Annotated in this window: 14 protein-coding genes; 5 read left to right on the top strand and 9 right to left on the bottom strand. The window is 71.5% G+C overall.

Features of this window, described 5'->3' with window-relative positions; genetic code table 11:
• Positions 1–106: 106 nt before the first annotated feature.
• From ACH34S_RS07440 to ACH34S_RS07425, 4 genes are all read right to left on the bottom strand, one after another.
• Positions 107–712, bottom strand: a complete 606-nt coding sequence (locus tag ACH34S_RS07440) for a methyltransferase family protein (RefSeq protein WP_395951676.1) — start codon at positions 710–712, stop codon at positions 107–109.
• 43 nt (positions 713–755) lie between these two features.
• Entirely contained in the window at positions 756–1,685 is a 930-nt protein-coding gene (locus ACH34S_RS07435; protein ID WP_395951675.1) for a cation diffusion facilitator family transporter, read from the bottom strand.
• The gene (locus ACH34S_RS07430) at positions 1,685–2,092 is read right to left on the bottom strand and encodes an ArsR/SmtB family transcription factor (RefSeq protein ID WP_395951674.1); all 408 of its coding nucleotides are present in this window, start codon (positions 2,090–2,092) and stop codon (positions 1,685–1,687) included. The genes ACH34S_RS07435 and ACH34S_RS07430 overlap by 1 nt, the downstream gene beginning before the upstream one ends.
• A gap of 63 nt (positions 2,093–2,155) precedes the next feature.
• Entirely contained in the window at positions 2,156–3,214 is a 1,059-nt protein-coding gene (locus ACH34S_RS07425) for an SDR family oxidoreductase (protein WP_395951673.1), read from the bottom strand.
• 72 nt (positions 3,215–3,286) lie between these two features.
• On the opposite strand from ACH34S_RS07425, the gene ACH34S_RS07420 reads away from it, so the two are divergent.
• Entirely contained in the window at positions 3,287–4,189 is a 903-nt protein-coding gene (locus tag ACH34S_RS07420; protein ID WP_395951672.1) for a LysR substrate-binding domain-containing protein, read from the top strand.
• A 3-nt stretch (positions 4,190–4,192) separates the two neighbouring features.
• Here ACH34S_RS07420 and ACH34S_RS07415 read toward each other — a convergent pair whose 3' ends face one another.
• The 5 genes from ACH34S_RS07415 to ACH34S_RS07395 all read right to left on the bottom strand — a co-directional run bounded on the left by ACH34S_RS07415 (position 4,193) and on the right by ACH34S_RS07395 (position 10,395).
• The gene (locus tag ACH34S_RS07415) at positions 4,193–5,428 is read right to left on the bottom strand and encodes a vanadium-dependent haloperoxidase (RefSeq protein WP_395951671.1); all 1,236 of its coding nucleotides are present in this window, start codon (positions 5,426–5,428) and stop codon (positions 4,193–4,195) included.
• A gap of 286 nt (positions 5,429–5,714) precedes the next feature.
• Complete coding sequence (locus ACH34S_RS07410) at positions 5,715–6,419, bottom strand: DUF305 domain-containing protein (RefSeq protein ID WP_395951670.1); 705 nt, start codon at positions 6,417–6,419, stop codon at positions 5,715–5,717.
• A gap of 131 nt (positions 6,420–6,550) precedes the next feature.
• The gene (locus tag ACH34S_RS07405) at positions 6,551–7,261 is read right to left on the bottom strand and encodes a DUF4386 domain-containing protein (protein ID WP_395951669.1); all 711 of its coding nucleotides are present in this window, start codon (positions 7,259–7,261) and stop codon (positions 6,551–6,553) included.
• A 132-nt stretch (positions 7,262–7,393) separates the two neighbouring features.
• Entirely contained in the window at positions 7,394–8,860 is a 1,467-nt protein-coding gene (gene pntB, locus ACH34S_RS07400) for a Re/Si-specific NAD(P)(+) transhydrogenase subunit beta (RefSeq protein WP_395951668.1), read from the bottom strand.
• A 2-nt stretch (positions 8,861–8,862) separates the two neighbouring features.
• Positions 8,863–10,395 carry a Re/Si-specific NAD(P)(+) transhydrogenase subunit alpha gene (locus ACH34S_RS07395; RefSeq protein WP_395951667.1) on the bottom strand — a complete coding sequence of 511 codons (1,533 nt, stop codon included), beginning with the start codon at positions 10,393–10,395 and terminating at the stop codon, positions 8,863–8,865.
• A gap of 304 nt (positions 10,396–10,699) precedes the next feature.
• Here ACH34S_RS07395 and ACH34S_RS07390 point away from each other — a divergent pair, with 304 nt between their 5' ends.
• The 4 genes from ACH34S_RS07390 (at position 10,700) to ACH34S_RS07375 (ending at position 17,519) form a co-directional block, all read left to right on the top strand.
• Complete coding sequence (locus tag ACH34S_RS07390; protein ID WP_395951666.1) at positions 10,700–12,214, top strand: DUF3375 domain-containing protein; 1,515 nt, start codon at positions 10,700–10,702, stop codon at positions 12,212–12,214.
• Positions 12,207–12,875, top strand: coding sequence for a DUF4194 domain-containing protein (locus ACH34S_RS07385; protein WP_395951665.1), 669 nt, complete (start codon positions 12,207–12,209; stop codon positions 12,873–12,875). Before ACH34S_RS07390 ends, ACH34S_RS07385 begins: the two co-directional genes overlap by 8 nt.
• Positions 12,876–12,948: 73 nt before the next feature.
• Entirely contained in the window at positions 12,949–16,293 is a 3,345-nt protein-coding gene (locus ACH34S_RS07380) for an ATP-binding protein (RefSeq protein WP_395951664.1), read from the top strand.
• Positions 16,290–17,519 (top strand): Wadjet anti-phage system protein JetD domain-containing protein, encoded by a 1,230-nt coding sequence (locus ACH34S_RS07375; protein WP_395951663.1) that lies wholly within the window; start codon positions 16,290–16,292, stop codon positions 17,517–17,519. Before ACH34S_RS07380 ends, ACH34S_RS07375 begins: the two co-directional genes overlap by 4 nt.
• The last annotated feature ends 135 nt before the right edge of the window (positions 17,520–17,654 follow it).

Below are 17,654 nucleotides of genomic sequence, written 5' to 3'. Positions count from 1 at the left end.
CACCCGTTCCTCCACCACCGCCGGTGCCAACGCGCCGCCGGGCAACAAACCCGTTCATTCCGGCCACACCGTTCTAGCGCCGGGCGCTGATTCGACGGTTGGACGGTCAGGCGGGGCGGCGGCCCAGGCCGGGGAGGAAGCGGCCCACCGCGGCGGCGTAGCGGTCGTAGTCCGCGCCGTGGAGGCGGCGCAGGTAGGGCTCCTCGACCGCGCGGACCTGCAGCTCGATCGCGGCGACCGTGAGCAGCGACCCGAAGATCGACACGGCGTTGGGGACCATGGCGGCCAGCCCGAGGGCGGTGACGATCATGGCCGTGAAGATGGGGTTGCGGGCCAGGGCGAACGCGCCGGAGGTGACCAGCGCGGTGCGCTCGTCCTCGTCGACCCCGACGCGCCAGGACGCCCCCATGGACGTCTGCGCCGCGAGGGTGGCGGCCACGCCGAGGACGGCGAGCACGAGCCCGGCGCCGCGCACGACCGGCCGGTCGAGGACGCCGACCGGGTCCAGCCCGGCCAGCGCGGCGACGGGACCGGCGAGGCCGGCGAGCAGCGCGGCGACGAAGGCGATGCGGGCCCACCACTGCACGCTGCCCGGGGCCAGGCCGCCGCCCCGGAATCCGGTGTCGCCGGTGCGGTGCCATTGGAGCAGGCTGCGCAGCCCGAAGGCCGTGGCGATCCCGACGAGATAGATGATCAACGCGGTCAGCGCCACGACGTCCTCCGGGCGGGTCGATGCGGGTTCGGGGAGAAGCGGGTCACCAGCCGACCTCGTCGCAGCCGACGTGGTCGGGCGGCTCCACCTGGAGGGTGGCGTGGGCGATGGCGTGCCGGTCGCGGAGCAGGTCGCGGGCCCGGTCCAGGACGGCGTGGGCGTCCGCGCCGCTGGTGGTGACGAGGTGGGCGGTGGCGACGTGCATGCCGGACGTCAGCGTCCACAGGTGCAGGTCGTGGACGTCCTGGACGCCGTCGAGGGCGGCGAGTTCGCCCTCGACCGTCCGGGTGTCGAGCCCCTCGGGCGCGTGCTGGCCGAGCACCGCGACGACCTGCCGTCCCAGCGCCACGGCGCGGACCACCACGAACAGCCCGATGGCGAGCGCGACGAGGGTGTCGAACAGGGGCCGCCCGGTGGCGGCGACCAGGATCCCGGCCACGATGACCCCGACCGACCCGGCGGTGTCGGCCACGACCTCCAGGTAGGCGCCCTTGACGTTCAGGCTCTCGGCCGCGCCGCCGCGCAGCAGCACCAGCGCGGCCAGGTTCGCGAGCAGCCCGAGCGCCCCGACCACCAGCATGGGCCCGGTGGACACCTCGACCTCGCTGCCGATCCGTCCCACGGCCTCGATGGTGATGTAGGCGGCGGTGCCCAGCATCACGAGCACCGCGAACCCGGAGGCGAACACCTCGGCCCGGTAGGACCCGTAGGTCCGCCGCCCGGTGCTGTCGGGGCGGGTGGCGACCTTGGTCGCGACCAGCGCGGCGGCCAGCGTCACCACGTCCGCGGCCATGTGCCCGGCGTCCGAGAGCAGCGCCAGGGACCCCGAGACCAGCCCGTAGACCAGCTCGACCACGAAGAACGACCCGATCAGGGCGAAGGCCGCGCCCAGCCGCCACCGATGCCGCCCGGCGGCGTGCCCGGCGGCCTGAGCGGGACCGGGGGAATGCCCGTGCCCGTGCCCGACGCCCATCACGACTCCCGTTCGGGATGGACGGCCTCGGTGTGCTCGATGTGCGCGACCGCCAGATCGAGCAGCATCCGCACGTGCGCGTCGGCCAGCCGGTAGTAGGCCATCCGTCCCGACCGGCGCGCGGTCACCACCCGGTGCGCGCGCAGCAGCCGCAGCGCGTGCGAGGCCGCCGACTCGCTCATGCCGCTGACGGCGGCGAGGTCGCAGACGCACAGCTCCCCGTCCAGCAGCGCGACCAGCATCCGCAGCCGCCGGCTGTCGGCCAGCAGCCCGAACACCTCCGCGGTGTCGGCGAGGTCGGCCTCGGCCGGCATCCGCTCCCGGACCGAGGCGACCCTGGGCGCGTCCACGACCCGCACCGCGCAGCCGTCCGCCATCAAGAGCTGCTCATCTGAAGAACTGTTCACATATCAAGCATGACGGCAGGCCCGCCGCCCCGTCAACCCGCGAGGCGCCTCATGGACGGCGGATCACGGGATGATGCGGCGATTCCGGAGGCCGGTGAAGATGTCGAGGAACATCCGCTCCGTGTCGACGTGGTCGTGGAAGCCGAAGCGGCGGGCCTTGGAACCGTCGGCGAACACGTCGTAGTCCCAGGAGAACACCGCGTCGCCGAAGGGCCAGGAGACGAGCCGCTCGTAGGGGTGCGGCTCCAGGGCGTGCTTCTCGATCATGGACGACCAGAGCGGCCCCTTGTCCGCCATCACGGTCTCCAGGTTCATCGGGAGGGGGTCGGCGACCTCCAGCTCGAAGAAGCGGGCGATCTTGGGCCACAGCCCGCTCCAGCGGAACAGGTCGCCGTTGTTGATGTTGAACGCCTGGTCGGCGCAGCGCTCGTCGGTCGCCGCCCAGACGGTGGCGCGGGCCAGCAGCCCCGCGTCGGTCATCTCCAGGAGCGAGCCGTAGGCGCCGGGCCTGCCCGGGAAGCGCAGCGGCAGGCCGAGCTCCTTGGAGATCGACGCGTAGACGGCGATCACCATGGCCAGGTTCATCGGGTTGCCGAGCGCGAAGCCGCAGACCACCGACGGGCGGATGGCCGACCAGGTCCAGGACGCCCCCTGCCTGCGGTTCTCCAGGAAGTCCTGCTGATCGACATTGAACTCCGGCGGCATGTGCGGCGGGTCGTCCTCGCGGGCCGGGGTCTTGAACGGGCCGAGGTGCGCCCCGTAGACCTTGTACCCCTGCATCAGGCTGATGTGGCGCAGGCCCTTCGCGACGGGTTCGACGGCGTCGACCACGTTGACGAGCATGGCGAGGTTGGGCGGCACCAGCTCGGCCCAGGTCGGCCGGTCCTGGTAGGCGGCGTAGAAGATGTGGGTGACGTGGGCCAGCTCGCCGAGCCGCTTGGCGGAGTCGTCGCGGTCCAGGAGGTCGACCGGCAGGTGCCGGACCCGGCCCGCGTCGGTCCCGCCGCGGCGGGACAGGCCGATCACGTCCCAGTCGCCCAGCTCCGCCAGGTGCTCGACCAGCCCGCGGCCGATGACGCCTTGGGCGCCGACGACCAGAGCCACCTTGGATGGTGTACGCATGGCTTCAAGTCTTGGCCCACCTGCATGGATAAGTCCAAGTCATCTTTTTCATCGCATCGATAGAATCCGTGCATGCTCAGCCTGCGGCAGCTCCAGTACCTGGTCACCGTGGTCGACGAGGGGTCCTTCACCCGGGCGGCGGAGGCGCTCCACGTCACGCAGCCGGCCCTGTCCCACCAGATCCGGGCGCTGGAGCGGACGGCCGGCGCGCCCCTCCTGGAGCGGCTGCCGCGGGCGGTCGGGCTGACCCCCGCCGGGCGGGCGATGCTCCCGCACGCGCGGGCCGCGCTCGCCGACGCCGCGAAGGCGGAGTCCGCCGTCCGGCGCGCGGCCGGGCTGGCCGCGGGCGAGCTTCGGCTGGCCACGGTCTACTCGATCAGCATCGGCGTGCTGCCGCCCGCGCTGCGCGCCTGGCGCCGCCTGCACCCGGGCATCGACGTCCGGCTGTTCGAGCACCGGCACGCCGGCGAGCTGGCCGAGGCCATGGCGCGCGGGCAGGCCGACCTGGCCATCGGGCCGCCGCCGTCAGGCTGGACGGGCCCGGTGCGGACGCTCGGCACGGAGGAGTTCGTGGTGGCCGTCCCGGCGGACGATCCGCTGGCCCTCCAGGGCGCGGACGAGGTCGAGCTCGGCGCGCTCCGCGATCGCCCATGGGTCCACTACGGGCCGGACAACGGGCTCGCCGCCGTCCTGGACCGGGCCTGCCTCGCCGCCGGGTTCCGGCCGGACGCCGCGGTGCGCACGGAGCAGACCGCGTCCGCGCCGATCCTCGCGGCCACCGGCCTCGGCCCCGCCCTCTTTCCGGCGAACCTCGTCCCGGACGGCTACGAGGGCCACATCCTGCGCCCGAGGCCCGCGATCACCCGCGTCCTGGCCGCCTACGCGCGCACCCACATGGACGAGCTGAGCAGTGCCTTCCTCGCCGTGCTCGCCGAGAACGCCTCCGGCCTCCTCACCACCACGCCCGATCCGTGACCCTTAGCCGTGGCGGGGACGGAACTCCTGATCGAGGACGTCGCGGGCGACGGCCGTACCGAGCCGCCAACCATCGATGGAGGCGAAGCGGTAGTGGACCCCTGCCCAGACCCTGGCTTCGAGCAGCTCGGCCAGCGCGACGGAGAGGCTGTCGTAGTGGCGGGTCGTGCCGGAGTCGGCGCTGGACGCGCTGAACGAGAGATCGTCGCGGCCGAAGAACTCCCGCAGGCCCGCCGTGACAGCCGTCGTGTAGCAGGCGTGGCCGGACGGGTACTCCGCCGACGGCGCGGTGGTCCGCAGCGGCGCCCAGGACGGATCGGCGTCGGTGGCCGGGTTGCCGTCGGTGTTCGCCAGCGGGATCGCCGTCACCGGACGCCAGAATCGCCAGCGCTTCTTCTCCCGGTAGCAGGCGATCAGCGTGTCGGCCGCCGCGATGTCCACCATGGCGAACAGGCGGGCCGTCTCCAGGGTGCTCAGCCGGTGCGTCGTGGCGAGCTGGCGGACGATCGCCCACTCCACCATGCGCAGGTCGTCCCACCAGACCGCCGCCTCGGTCTGCTCGGGCGTGCGCACCGTGCTGCCGGCCGAGCCGAGGGCCTTCACCTCGTTCAGGGCGCGGGCGTAAGCCTTGCCGGCGAGTGCCGGGGGCCCGGGGGAGGTGTAGTCGGCGGGCCGGATGACGAACGGCTTCAGGGTGGCGTACCAGGCGCCGACCTGGAGATGGTCCGGCGGGGTCGGCCGCCACTGGCCCGGTTCGGTGCCGACGGGCCAGGTCGCGTCGGAGAACGCGCCGTCGTCGCGGCGGGCCTCGATCATGGCGGCGGCCGCGGCCTCGCCGACGCGGATGCCGCCGCGCTTGGCCCGGCCGGCGGGGATCGCGGCGAGCGACTCGCGGTACTGCGCGTCCAGCGAGCCGGCCTGCTTGGGGAACAGCCAGAGGAGCACGCGGTAGGCGGCCGTGGCGACGGCCGCCGGGGTCGAGTCGCCGGGACGGGCGTCCGGCGCGGTCAGGTACGGCTCGTACGGGGTGCCGGCGATGGCGTTGACCGCGTCGTACACCGCGCCCTGGACGATCGCGAAGCTGCGGGTGGCGGGTGTCGGTGACTGGCGGGCGACCTCGTAGATGGCGGTCTGGGCGTGGACGTGCCAGGCGATGGCGGCGTTGGGCGCGGCGGCCGGACGCGCCTGCGCCGCCGGGGCCGTGGCCACCAGTGGCAGGGTCACGGCGAGCGCGGTCATGACCGCAACGCCGCGTAATCTTCCGGTTTTGCCTGGACGGTGTGCCATTGCAGTCCCCTCAGTGCTTAATGCCGATAAACGATGAATTGCGGTAATGCCCGTGTTTGGAATTGACGTCGGACGAGTGTGCTCCGACATCAACACTTACACGATGTGCCGCGGAAATCCACGCTTCGACTTTCGGTCGCCGGAGGGGCGCCTGCCGCTCGGTTGCCCTCGTCACCCGTGCCGGCTGCGCGTTGAACGCGACCTCGGCGCTGTGCCGAGGTCGCGCTCGCGGCCGGTGTCAGGTGTTGAGCATGCCGAGCAGCCGGCTGGTCATGTCTCTGGTGCGTTCCATGGTGCCTTGGGCATACGTTTTGGCGGCGGGGTTGGCTCCCTTCTGCAATTCCACCTTGGACATCTCCACCGCGTTGCCCTGGTGTCCGAGGAGCAGGTTGAGGAAGGTGATGTCGAAACCGCGGCCTTCGGCCTGTTTCAGGGTCTTCATCTCCGCGGGGCCGATGGCCGGCAGCCCGCCATGGGCGGCGTGGGAGTTCGCCGGGCCCTGCAGCGAGGTCGGCTTCGACCACGCGGTGAGCCATGACCTCATCTGCTGTATCTCACCGGCGCTCTCCTTCTCGACGGCGGCGGCCAGCTTCGTGACCTCCGCGTCCTTGGAGCGGCCGGGGACGAGCCGGGCCATGTCGAGCGCCTGCTGCCGGTGCACGATCATCATCTGCAGGTACATGACGTCGTCGGCGTTGTGCGCGGCCGACGCGTTCTGTTTCGGCTTGGCGTCGCCCGGATCGCTCGCCTTCGATTCGCCGCCGCATGCCGTCAGCAGCATGACGAAGGCGAAGAGCATTCCTGCGAGCACATGGTGCCGGGAGCGGGGGGCGTCACGGTGCGGGAGCGGCTTGGCGGTGGTGCGGAGCCCGTGACGGCGTTGTGGGAGCTTGCCGGTCATGGGGAGCTCGGATCGGTCGTTCTTCGCATGGAAATCCCTCATGGTCGTGATCGGGCGCCGGAACCGTTCCGGCGACCTGGTCGCCTGATCGCCACCAGACGCCGGTCACGGTATCCGTAAAGCCGCCTTCCTCTCCATATGCCGCCTTCCGGACTCGTTGTCCGCCGGGCTGATCACGTACTGCGCGCGGCGCGGAAGCCCTTGGTGACGAGCCAGATCCCCAGGGACAGTTCCCAGACGATTTCCGGCGCCGTGAACAGGAAATTCACCGGGGACTGCTGCTCGTAGGCGCCGAACAGGACGGCGGTCGCGGTGGCGCAGGCGATGGGTCCTCCGATGAGCCCGATGAGCGCCATGGGACGCGGCACCAGGCCCGACCGGTACATCAGATAGCCCAGCAGCAGACCGTTGCCCAGGCCAGCGCAGAAGGCGGGGCCGAGCAGGAACGTCTGGTCCTTCACCGCCACCAGCGACCGGCCGATCAGGGCGGCGTCGGCGCCGCCCTCGCCCGCCAGGTCCTGCCGCAGCGCCACAATGGCGAGCACGCTCACGATCCCCATCACGATAATGGTCGATTCGACGATGCGCAGGCCGACATAGCCGAGGGCGATGCTCTCGCTCTGCCGCCTCAGGACGGGGAACAGCACGAGCGCGGTGGCGATGTTCGCCACGGCGGTCAGAATCTCAAGGAAGGCCCCGAGCCGCACCTGCGTGTCCGCGCCCGCTCCCAGGATGTAGTCCGCGTCATTGAGGACCGGGTCGTACAGGAACACCGCCGGGATCGAGAAGGCGAAGGTGAGGATGAACCAGACACCGGCGATTCTGGCGGTCCGCTGAAAGGCGTCCGCCGGGATCTCCGGCGTCCGGGATTCGATCGTGGTCACGTGGCTCCCAAGGCTTGAAGCGGCCCCGCGCGAATTCCGGGCCAACGGTAGGGAACCACGCTGAACGGACGTTGTCCCCATCCGCGCGTGGCCGGTTCAAGCCGCGCGGATGGGGAGGCGTCCCCTCGCTCGTCAGGATCGCAATGCGGCCTTCGGACGCCCGGCCTCGGGCGTCAGGTGCTTGAGCGCCTGGAGGATCTCGTCGACCTGTTCCTTGGCGTCGCCGAAGAGCATCTGGGTGTTGTCGCGGAAAAAGAGCGGGTTCTGGACGCCCGCGTACCCGGTGGCCATCGACCGCTTGAACACGATGACCTGCCGCGCGTTCCAGACCTCCAGGACGGGCATGCCCGCGATGGGGCTCGCCGGGTCCTCCTCGGCGGCCGGGTTGACGATGTCGTTGGCGCCGATCACCAGGACGACGTCGGTGTCGCCGAAGTCGTCGTTGATCTCGTCCATCTCCAGCACCAGGTCGTAGGGCACCTTGGCCTCGGCCAGCAGCACGTTCATGTGGCCGGGCAGGCGCCCGGCCACCGGGTGGATGCCGAACCTGACCTGGACGCCGTGGCCCCGCAGCCGCGCGGTCAGCGCGGCGACCGGGGCCTGCGCCTGCGCGACCGCCATGCCGTAGCCCGGCACGATGATCACCGAGGAGGCGCCGGCGAGCGCCTCGGCCGACTCCTCGGCGGTGATCTCCCGGTGCCGCCCCTGATCGCCGCCGGACGCGGCGGGCGCCTCAAGCCCGAAGCCGCCCGCGATGACCGACAGGAACGAGCGGTTCATCGCCTTGCACATGATCGCCGACAGGTAGGCGCCCGAGGATCCGACCAGCGCCCCGACGATGATCAGCAGGTCGTTGCCGAGCAGGAACCCGGACGCGGCGGCCGCCCAGCCGGAGTAGCTGTTCAGCATGGAGACCACCACCGGCATGTCGCCGCCGCCGATGGAGGCGACCAGGTGCCAGCCGAGCAGCAGCGCCACCGCGGTCACCGCGATGAGCGGCCACACCCCCGGCTCGACGACGAACACGACGGTGAGCAGGGCGAAGAGCGCGAGCGCCCCGACGTTGAGCAGGTTCTTGCCCGGCAGCATCAGCGGCGCGGACTTCATCCGGCCCGACAGCTTGCCGAACGCCACGATCGAGCCGGTGAAGGTGACGGCGCCGATGAACACGCCGATGAAGACCTCGGCGCTGTGGATGCCGAGCATGTCGTCGCGGGCGAGCGCGGCCGCCTCCGCCCCGTCCGGATGGCGCTCGACGTGCAGGTAGCCGCTCCAGCCGACCAGCACGGCGGCCAGCCCGACGAAGCTGTGCAGCAGCGCGATGAGCTCGGGCATCGCGGTCATCTCCACGGCCCCGGCCCGGTTCAGGCCGATCACCGCACCGGCCGCGATCGCGGCCACGAGCAGCCCGAACGCGGGGACGCCGATGTCGCCGTCGATGGTGAGGGCGACGGTGGCGACGAGCGCCACGGCCATGCCGAGCATGCCGTAGGTGTTGCCGAGGCGCGCGGACTCGTGCCGGGACAGCCCGGCGAGCGCGCGGATGAAGAACAGCGCCGCGACGATGTACGCCGCGGTCGCGGCGGTGGCGATCGTCATGGCTAGCTCCTGATGAACATGGCGAGCATGCGCCGCGTGACCGCGAACCCGCCGAAGACGTTGATGCTCGCGAGCAGGATCGCCGCGAGCGACAGGACGGTGATGGCCGCGTTCCCGGTGCCGATCTGCAGCAGCGCACCGACCACGATGATCCCGGAGATCGCGTTGGTCACCGACATCAGCGGGGTGTGCAGCGCGTGGTGCACCTTCCCGATGACGTAGTAGCCGATCACGATGGCCAGCGCGAACACGGTCAGGTGCACCTGAAGCGCCGCCGGCGAGAGCGCGATCAGCCCGAACATTCCAAGGGCCGCGACGGCCACGCCCACCTGACGCAGCAGCGGGTTCGCCTTGCGGGCCGGTTCGGCCGCCTCGGCGTCCTGCCGCACGGGCTGCTCGGTCACCGGTGCCGCCGACACCGCCACCGGGGGCGGCGGCCAGGTCAGCTCGCCCTCCCGGACGACGGTCATCGAGCGCTGCACGACGTCGTCGAAGTCCAGGACGAGCACGCCGTCCCGCTCCGGCGTCATCAGCCGCATCAGGTTGACCAGGTTGGTGCCGTAAAGCTGCGACGCCTGCGCGGGCAGCCGCCCGGCCAGGTCGGTGTAGCCGAGGATGATCACGCCGTTGTCGGTGACGACCCGCTCGCCGGGCACCGTCCCCTCGACGTTGCCGCCGTTCGCCGCGGCCATGTCGACGATCACCGAGCCCGGCCGCATCGTCGCGACCATCTCGGCGGTGATCAGCGTCGGCGCGGGCTTGCCGGGGATGAGCGCGGTGGTGATGACGATGTCGACGTCACGGCACTGATCCGCGTAAAGCGCGGCGGCGCGGACGTTGTAGTCGTCCGACATCTCCTTGGCGTAGCCGGTGTCCGGGGCGCCGTCCTGCTCGGGCTCGGCGACGGCGAGGTAGTCCCCGCCGAGCGAGCGGACCTGGTCGGCGACCTCCGGTCGCGGGTCGGTGGCCCGGACGATCGCGCCGAGGCTGCCCGCCGCGCCGATCGCGGCGAGCCCGGCGACCCCGGCCCCCGCGACCAGCACCTTCGCCGGCGGGACCTTGCCCGCCGCGGTCACCTGGCCGGTGAAGAACCGGCCGAACTCGTGCGCCGCCTCGATCACCGCGCGGTACCCGGCGATGTTGGCCATCGAGGAGAGCACGTCGAACGACTGCGCCCGGGAGATCCGCGGCACCGCGTCCAGGGAGAGCGCCGTGATGGGACGCTTGGCGAGGTCTTCCACCAGGTCCGGCCTGAACCGCGGGCTCAGCAGGCTGATCAGCGTGGCACCCGGGCGCAGCGCGTCCAGCCGCTCGGGAGCGGGCGGGTTGACGCCGAGCACCACGTCCGCGGCGTCCGCGGCACCGATGGCGGCGCCCGCCGCCTCGTACCGGTCGTCGGGGAACCCGGACCCGGCTCCGGCGCCGGGCTCGACGACCACCTCGTATCCGAGCTTCTGCAGCTGGGTGACGGTGTCCGGTGTCACCGCCACCCGCCGCTCCCCGGGCGGATCCTCCTTGAGAACCCCAACGATCATGGCAACCACCTCACATGTTTCGCGGCGGGCGCGGTGCGGGGCAGCGCGCCATGGGGCCGCGGGTGCCTGTCCGCCGGCGCGGGCGCGGGCGGTCGGACGGCGTCGGATATCTCGACATCAAGTTAATTCTGCCACGCGCGCGCCCGCTTCGGCTTTGCGGTGTGTGCCAGTCTTCGCAACGAATGCTTGGGAAGTTGAAACAAGGCGCCACGCACAGTGATCACAGCGACGCGCTAAGGCCCCGCCCCACCGTCCCGAAGCAGTCAGCGCCGCCACCGGGCCGCAGGTCGTACTCTTGTCGGCGATGGGAACACGAGGTGTGGAGGGCGCATATCAGGGTGCGCTCCGGGCGTTCCAGAACCCGATGCTCGACCTGCTCCACCGGACGTACGCGCCGTTCGTGGTGACGGTGCTGGCGATGATGTTCACGCCGGAGCGGCCGACGGTGCCGGTGGCGGACGCGCACGCGGAGATCGCCGGCGCCCTCGACCGGCTGCGGGCGGCGGGCTACGGCGACGAGGGCGACCAGCCGCTGCCCGCGGGGAACGCCCGTGACCTGTGCCGGCAGTGGGTGCACGCGGGCTGGCTGGTGCGGCAGGTGTCCGACGACGTCGAGGTGTACCGGCTGTCCGCGCACGGCGTCGGCGCGCTGGAGGTGGCCGGCCGGGTCGGCGGGGCACGGACGCGGGTGTCGGAGTCCCGGGTGCGGACGCTGCTGGAGGCGGTCGAGCGGCTCGCGCAGGACGCCGATCCGGACGTCATGGCCCGGATGGCGCGGCTCCAGACGGAGATCGACCAGCGCCGCCGGGAACTCGACCGGCTCGAACGGGGCGGCGCCGTCGAGACCGTCCCCGACGACCAGCTGCTCGAAGCGGCCGAGAACGTGCTGCATCTGGCGCGGGAGCTGCCCGCCGACTTCGCCCGCGTCGCCGAGTCGATCAAGGCCATGCAGCGGGACGTCGTCGCCGACCTGCGGCAGGACGTGCGCCCGACCGGGGAGGTGCTGCGCGAGTACCTGGAGCGCGGCCGGCAGATCATGGACACCACACCGGAGGGCCGCGCGTTCGCCGGGGCGCTGCGCCTGATCGGCGACCCGGCCCGGATCGAGGACCTGTGGAACCTGCTGCGCACCGTGCTGCGGCACGGTTTCACCGACCAGATGCCGGAACCGCAGCGGCGCGAGCTCGGCGAGATCGCGCGCCGGATCGAGCAGGGCGTCAAGGAGGTGCTGGCCGCGCAGCGGCAGGCGTCGCACGTCATCACCACCCAGGTGCGCAACCATGACCCGATGCGCGACCGCCAGGTGGACGAGCTGCTGCGCGAGGTGATGTCCGGCTTCCAGACCTGGGTGCCGAGATCGCGCCGCGGCACGGCCGTCGACCCGCTGCGCCGCCTGCCGGTGGCCGACGTGAAGCAGCTGCGGCAGACCGTCAGCGACCTGCGCCCGCCCGAGCCGCCGACGCCGCTGCGGGAATGGGACGAGGCGGAGGACATGCCGGACGCCGACACCCGGGCATGGGGCGGCCCCCAGTACGCCGAGCTGCGCGAGCATCTGGCGGCGTTCGCGGGCGACGCGGACGGCGTCGACGTCGCGGCCGCGTTCCGCGCGGCGGCCGAGCGGATGCGGCGGCCGGTGGACCTGCTCGGCCTCCTGGAGATCGCCCATGGTTTCGGCATGACCGACACGGCCGAGGTCGCGGTGGTCGACGCGGTCCGCCCGGACCAGACCAGGCGGCGCTTCGCGTTCGGCGGCGTCCTGGCGGCGAACCCGGCGACACCCCGCGCCGCTGCCGGCGAGGGCGGGAACGACGGTGAGTGAACCGGAGGCCGCCGACGAGAGCTGGCCGACCGGCGAGGAGGCCGGCTTCATCGACCCGGTGGCGATGGAGGACGACCCGTCCGAACTGTTCGCCGGTGACACGGGCACGCTGGACGTCGACGTGCGGCGCGTGCTGGTCCGGCTGCTGCAACGCAGGTTCCTGCTGGCCGAGAAGAACCCCGCGCAGTGGCGCACGCTGCTGGAGAACCAGCAGCTCATCGAGTCGCGGCTGCACGACCTGTTCGTCCGGCTCGTCGTCGACCACGACCGGGGCATCGCCTACAAGCACCAGGTCCGCTCGGCGGAACTCGACGTCCCGATCCTGCTGAAGGACGACCCCTACAGCCGCGCCGAGACCCTGGTCCTGGTCCATCTGCGGACCGTCTACCAGAGGGAACGCGGCACCGGCGAGATCTCGGCGCGGGTCGACATCGAAGAGCTGGAACAGACCGTGCTGACCTACTTCGACCCGGACGACCACAACCTCGCCCGCGGCCAGCGCGAGATCCGCAACGCGGTGCAGCGGCTCGCCACCGAGGGCCTGCTCGCGGAGGAGTCCGCGGGCCGGTACCGCATCACGCCGCTGGTCGAGGTCGTGCTGAGCACCGAGAAGATCGCTGAGCTGAGCCGGTGGCTACGGGAACAGAACGAGGGGCCATGACCGCAGCGAAGCGAGGATCAGGGCCCCTCCCCTCCGGGGGACTGGGGGTCGCCCCCCAGGAAGGCAGGGCGCCATGAGCATGATCGACACGCTGTTCGGGCTGATCCCGGCGGCATCGCGCGGGCAGCAGTGGGTGGCGCGGGACCTGCAGCTCGTCAACTGGGGCGGCTACGACGGCTATCACCGCATCCGGTTCGCCCCCGGCGCGACCCTGTTCAGCGGCGGTTCCGGGTCGGGCAAGTCCACGCTGATGGACTCCTACATCGCGCTGCTGATGCCGCACACCACGCCGTTCAACGGGGCGTCCAACGGCGGGGTTGTCGGCCGGCCGCGCGGCAAGGACCAGCGCAACATCCTCTCCTACGCGCGCGGGAAGCTCGACGAGTCGCGGACCGGCGGCGAGACGCGGGTGCGGGTGCTACGCGGCGACGGCCGCGACACCTGGTCGGCGATCGCGATGACCTGGGCGGACCCGAGCGGTGCGGTGTTCACCGCGCTCCGGGCCTGGTACGTGCCGTCGTCCGCGCGGGCGCTCGACGACGTCGTCGTGGTCCGCGCCGTCCGCGACGACTCCTTCGACCTGCGCGAGCTGGACGGCCCGGCGGGCAGCAGGTTCGCCCGCGAGGCGGTCACCGCGACGGGCCTGACCTGCTTCGGCACCGACCGCGACTTCACCGCCCGGCTGCACACCGCGCTCGGCATCGGCGCCGCCGGGGACGGCCACAAGGCGGTCGGGCTGCTCGGCCGGATCCAGGCGGGCCAGCAGATCACCACCGTCGACGCGCTGTACAAGACGATGGTCCTGGAGGAGCCGTCCACCCTGGCCACGGCGGACGAGGTGGTGCAGCAGTTCGACGAGCTGTCCGGCACCCGGGAGCGGATGATCACCGCCCGCCGGCAGGTGCGGGCGCTGGCCCCGATCCGCGACCACCGCAGGAGCATCGACGAGGCGGTGGCGCGGCTGCTGGTGATCGACGACGTCGGGTCGTTCACCGACCCGTCGTCCCCCGCGGCGCTGTGGCGGCACGAGCGCCGCCTCGACCTGCTGCGCGCGGCCGAGCAGGACCTCACCGGACGGCGCCGCCGCGCGGAGGACGACGTGCGCGAGACGGCAGCGCTCATCGACGGCACGGAGACCCGGCGGGAGGCGCTGCTCGACACCCTCCGCGCGTCCGGCGGCGACCGGCTGGAGACCGCGCTCCGGGAGATCCGCAACGTGGAACGGCGGCTGGCCGACGTCGAACAAGTACGGGAACGGCTTGACCGGGCTCTAGGCACCATCGGCGCGACCGCGTCGACCCGTGAGGAATTCGCCGCGCTGCTCGACACGGCGCACCGCGCGCTGGCGGACTCCCAGGCCAGGAAGACCGCCCAGAACGAGTTCGCCGAGGCGACCTCGGAACGCAAGGCCGCCGAACGCGAACTGGCCGAACTGCAGGCCGAGTACAAAGCGGTCAAAGCTCGTCGCGGGAACATCCCCACCGACCTGCACACCGCCCGCGACCTGCTGGCCGAGGCCGCCGGGCTCACCCCCGACGACCTGCCGTTCGTCGCTGAGCTGATCGAGGTGCGCACGGAGTTCGAGCCGTGGCGGGAGGCGTTCAACCTGGCGCTCGGCGGGTTCGCCACCCGGATGCTGATCGACATCGGCCGGCTGAACACGTTCCGCGAAGCCATCAACACGGTGAAGCTGGGCCGGCGCATCCACTTCGAGGGCGTCCGCACCGGCAGGGACGACGACATCGGGTTGAACGACAAGAGGCTCCCCGGCCGGCTCGACTACCGGCCGTCGCCGTTCACCGCCTGGCTCAAGAGCGAACTCGTCCGCGGCTTCGACTTCGTCTGCGTCGAATCGCCCAAGCTGCTGATGCAGCACTCGAAGGCGCTCACGATCACCGGGCAGACCTCGCAGGGCGGCCGGGGCGCGCACGGCGGTCACGGCCGGGCCAACCTGCTGGGCTTCACCAACAGCCGCCTGCTCGCCGACCTCGACACCCGGATCGATCACGCCCGCGTGCGTCACGACGACGCCGTCGAACGGGCGGCGAAAGCGGAGCAGACCCTCAACTCGTTCGAGGAGAGGCGCGCCGCCTACCAGGCCGTGACCGAACTGTCCTGGGAGCAGGTGGACGTCGAGTCGGTCACCGCCGAACGGGATCGCTGGCAGCGGGTCATCGACGAGGTCCGCGAGGGCAACCCGGAGATCGACCGGCTGCAGCGGGAGGCGGAGGACCTCAAGCGGGAGGTCAAGAAGCTGACCGAGCGCGTCGGCGGGCAGAAGCAGGAGGTCGAACGGCTCAACACGTCCTGGGAGTCGATCGTCGACGAGGTCGACGGCGCCCAGCGGGCGCTCGACACCGCCGCCGAGACCGGCACCGAGGTGAGCGAGGAGCACCGGGAGTACCTCGCGAAGCTGTTCGACGACGCCCCGGACGGCACCGATCCCGCGACGGCCCTGGCGGACTTCGACGCCGCGCACCGCCGCGGCGTCGAGCGGATGCGCGCCGACCGCACGCTGGCGGAGGAGGCGATCGGCCGCTCGCGCAAGGCGCTGCACGACACGTTCTCGACGTTCGTCGAACGCTGGCCGAACCCGAACCTCGGCACCGACCCGGACGCCTCCTACCGCGACTTCGACCGCCTGCTCACCGACCTTGAGACCAGCGGCCTGCACGAGCTGGAAAGCGAGTGGCGCGACAGCCTGCTCAAACTCTCCGGCAACGACCTGACCAGCCTGGACAGCGAGCTCGCCGCCGCCGTCCGGGAGATCCGCGACCGGATCGACCCGGTCAACCGGATCCTCGCCGGACTGCCGTTCGCCGACGAAGGCCACCGGCTGCGCATCGACCCGCAGGAAAGCCACTCCGCGGTCCGCGCCCGGTTCCGCAAGGAGCTGCGCGACGTGCGCGCCATCATCGACAAGGCGGCCTCGGACGCCGACCGCGAACGCGCCTACCACCGCATGGCCAAGGTCATCGACCGCATCCGCCGCACGGCACCCGATTTCGCCGACCTGATCGACGTGCGCAATCACGTCCGGATCAGCGCGGAGAAATGCAACCTCGCCGGGGAGCATGTCGCGATCTACGACCACATCGGGGAGAAGTCCGGCGGCGAGTCCCAGGAACTGGTCGCGTTCATCGTAGGCGCCGCCCTGCGCTACCAGCTGGGCGACGCGGGCGCCGAACGTCCCCGCTACGCCCCCGTCTTCCTCGACGAGGCGCTGATCAAGGCGGACGCGCACTTCACCGGCCGGGCCATCGGCGCCTGGCGCGGGCTGGGCTTCCAGCTCGTCATCAGCGCCCCCAACGACAAGCACAGCGCGATCGAACCCCACGTGGACGCCGAGTTCCTGATCCTCAAGAACGCCGAGGGCCGCTCCTGGGCGAAACCCATAGTGGCGGTCCCCGACGCATGACCCCCCGCCTGGTCACCCCCGACGACGCGGTCAAGTCACTCCGCCGCAATCTAGACCAGAAGTGGGCAACAGCCGTATGCGCCGAACTCGGCGCGGGAGAACCGGTCACGTTCGCCGTCCCGCTGCGCCCCGGCGTGTCGACCGGCAGCGCGGTGGCGCGGATAGGGCACGCCACCTGGCACGAGTGGCACATGAGCTGGCGCGAATTCGCCGACCGGCATCCCCACGTGCTGATCGTCCGGAAGCCGTTATCCGTCCAAGGCGTGACGGACGACTACCCCAGCACACTCGTCGCGGACCTGGACGCCGCCGCAGCCCTATCCTCGGGCTCCGAGCCGCCCCCGAACATCGCCCGAGCCCGCACGCTAGCGTCCTCGCTGCAATCCACTGGCGCAGTCCTTACCCCGGCGACCCTCCGAGCCGCCTACCGGTTAGGGCCCGCAGACGCGGAAGTCTTGCTCAGCGCCGTGACCTGGCTGCGCGAACACCCGAACGCGAGCGAATGGACCGCCCGACAGCTCCCGATCCCCGGCATGCACACCAAGTGGCTCGACACTCACGGCACATTGCTGCGCGACGTGGCCGGCCGCGACGTCCGCGACGAGGTCCGCCCTCGCCCCGCCGTCCTGCACCTGACCTACGTCGACCCCGGTCACCTCGCGTCGGGCCGCCGCAGGCACGACGCCTGGACCACCGGTGATACCCACGACATCGCCTACCGTCCGCGGATCGTCCTGGTCGTGGAGAACCGCGACTCCCGCCTCTGGTTCCCACCCACCGAGGGCACGATCGTCGTCGAGGGCGGAGGCAAGGCGGCCGCGCCCCTGCTCGCGAACGTCCCCTGGATTCGCTCCGCCGGCCACATCGTCTACTGGGGAGACATCGACGCGGACGGATACGCGATTCTCGATGGCTTCCGTGCCGCACTTGCCGAGCCCTTACCGGGCGACGACGTACCACCGAAACGGGTCACCTCGATCCTGATGGACGCCACTGACCTGCACCGGTACGCCCAGCACGGGGTGAACCACGACAAGTGGGGACGCCTGATCAAGCCGTCCTCGATAAACCTTCCGCACCTGACCGAAGCCGAGACGACCGCCTACGACACCATCGCGACCGAGGGGCCAACCCCCTTCCGCCGCATAGAACAGGAAGCAATCCCCCTTGCCGACGCAGCGACGCGGCTACAGGACGTCACCAAGAGGTTCGAACCGTATTACTGATCTGGGCCTCTGGCTGCGCGGCTCCACGCACTCGTACAGGCCTCGCGAACGGCAAAAAGATCCTGGCTGAGCCGCATATGGCACTCGTGGGAACTTTGCGCCAAAATGATCGCTGAGCATCCAGTTGTGTGCCAA

Origin of the sequence: Actinomadura sp. 3N508 (assembly GCF_044326375.1) — a bacterium.
Classification (GTDB): Bacteria; Actinomycetota; Actinomycetes; order Streptosporangiales; family Streptosporangiaceae; genus Spirillospora.
Note: the sequence above shows the minus strand (reverse complement) of the source record. Positions and strands in the feature narration are given on the sequence as shown.

Excerpts from the sequence above, each read along its gene's own strand:
- ACH34S_RS07410 (WP_395951670.1), bottom strand. The coding sequence starts at position 6,419 with ATGAGGGATTTCCATGCGAAGAACGACCGATCCGAGCTCCCCATGACC.
- ACH34S_RS07435 (WP_395951675.1), bottom strand. The coding sequence starts at position 1,685 with ATGGGCGTCGGGCACGGGCACGGGCATTCCCCCGGTCCCGCTCAGGCC.
- ACH34S_RS07425 (WP_395951673.1), bottom strand. The coding sequence starts at position 3,214 with ATGCGTACACCATCCAAGGTGGCTCTGGTCGTCGGCGCCCAAGGCGTC.
- ACH34S_RS07420 (WP_395951672.1), top strand. The coding sequence starts at position 3,287 with ATGCTCAGCCTGCGGCAGCTCCAGTACCTGGTCACCGTGGTCGACGAG.
- ACH34S_RS07390 (WP_395951666.1), top strand. The coding sequence starts at position 10,700 with ATGGGAACACGAGGTGTGGAGGGCGCATATCAGGGTGCGCTCCGGGCG.
- ACH34S_RS07415 (WP_395951671.1), bottom strand. The coding sequence starts at position 5,428 with ATGACCGCGCTCGCCGTGACCCTGCCACTGGTGGCCACGGCCCCGGCG.
- ACH34S_RS07395 (WP_395951667.1), bottom strand. The coding sequence starts at position 10,395 with ATGATCGTTGGGGTTCTCAAGGAGGATCCGCCCGGGGAGCGGCGGGTG.
- ACH34S_RS07375 (WP_395951663.1), top strand. The coding sequence starts at position 16,290 with ATGACCCCCCGCCTGGTCACCCCCGACGACGCGGTCAAGTCACTCCGC.
- ACH34S_RS07380 (WP_395951664.1), top strand. The coding sequence starts at position 12,949 with ATGAGCATGATCGACACGCTGTTCGGGCTGATCCCGGCGGCATCGCGC.
- pntB (WP_395951668.1), bottom strand. The coding sequence starts at position 8,860 with ATGACGATCGCCACCGCCGCGACCGCGGCGTACATCGTCGCGGCGCTG.